Origin of the sequence: Pseudoflavonifractor sp. 60, from assembly GCF_009911645.1 — a bacterium.
Lineage (GTDB): Bacteria > Bacillota > Clostridia > Oscillospirales > Oscillospiraceae > Lawsonibacter.
Genome location: NZ_QWKI01000191.1, coordinates 1 through 638 on the forward strand (window position 1 = coordinate 1; position 638 = coordinate 638).

Genomic DNA, 638 nt, shown 5'->3' on the forward strand with positions numbered 1-638 from the left:
CTGCGCCGCAAGAGTGCGCCGCCGGAAAGAAGCCGACAGACAGCGGAAAAGATACCACCTTTCTACGCATTTAGGCTATGAAAGAAGCCCGTAAATCAAGGCTTTTTTGACCGCCCTCAAAGGGTAGACGATACATTTATCCTTTACCCCCGAAAACAGCGTTTTAACTGCGTAACAAGAAGCCACAGACAGGAGGTGAGAACCATAACCGATTACATCACAGCCGACACCATTATGCCGCCGTTTTTCCGATACCCCCGTTTTCTGCTGAAAATGGACTTGTCACAGACCGCAAAGCTGCTTTATTCGCTGCTCCTTGACCGTTCCGAACTCTCACAGAAGAACGGCTGGCAGGACAGCGAGGGCAGGACATACATTGTCTACCCTGTTTCGGAGATAGCGGAAATGCTGGATAAAGGCAGCACCGCCATAAAAGCCGCACTGAACGAGCTGGACGCTGCCGGGCTTCTGGTGAGGGAACGCCGGGGCTTCTCCGCACCGAACCGCCTTTATGTGAAAGTGCCGCAAGTGCCAGTGGTACAGTTTTCCGACCATATGACCGCCATACAGCCGGAAAACCGACCCTCTGATAGCCGGAAAAGCGACCCTCATAAGGACGGAAAACCGACCTTTGCGTT

General features: G+C 53.0%; 1 protein-coding gene. It reads left to right on the top strand.

Annotation, left to right across the window (positions count from 1 at the left end; all coding sequences use genetic code 11):
* Window positions 1-234: 234 nt before the first annotated feature.
* Window positions 235-638 (top strand): replication initiator protein A (locus tag D1646_RS18955; RefSeq protein ID WP_201754767.1); only part of this gene is annotated, 404 nt, incomplete at its 3' end.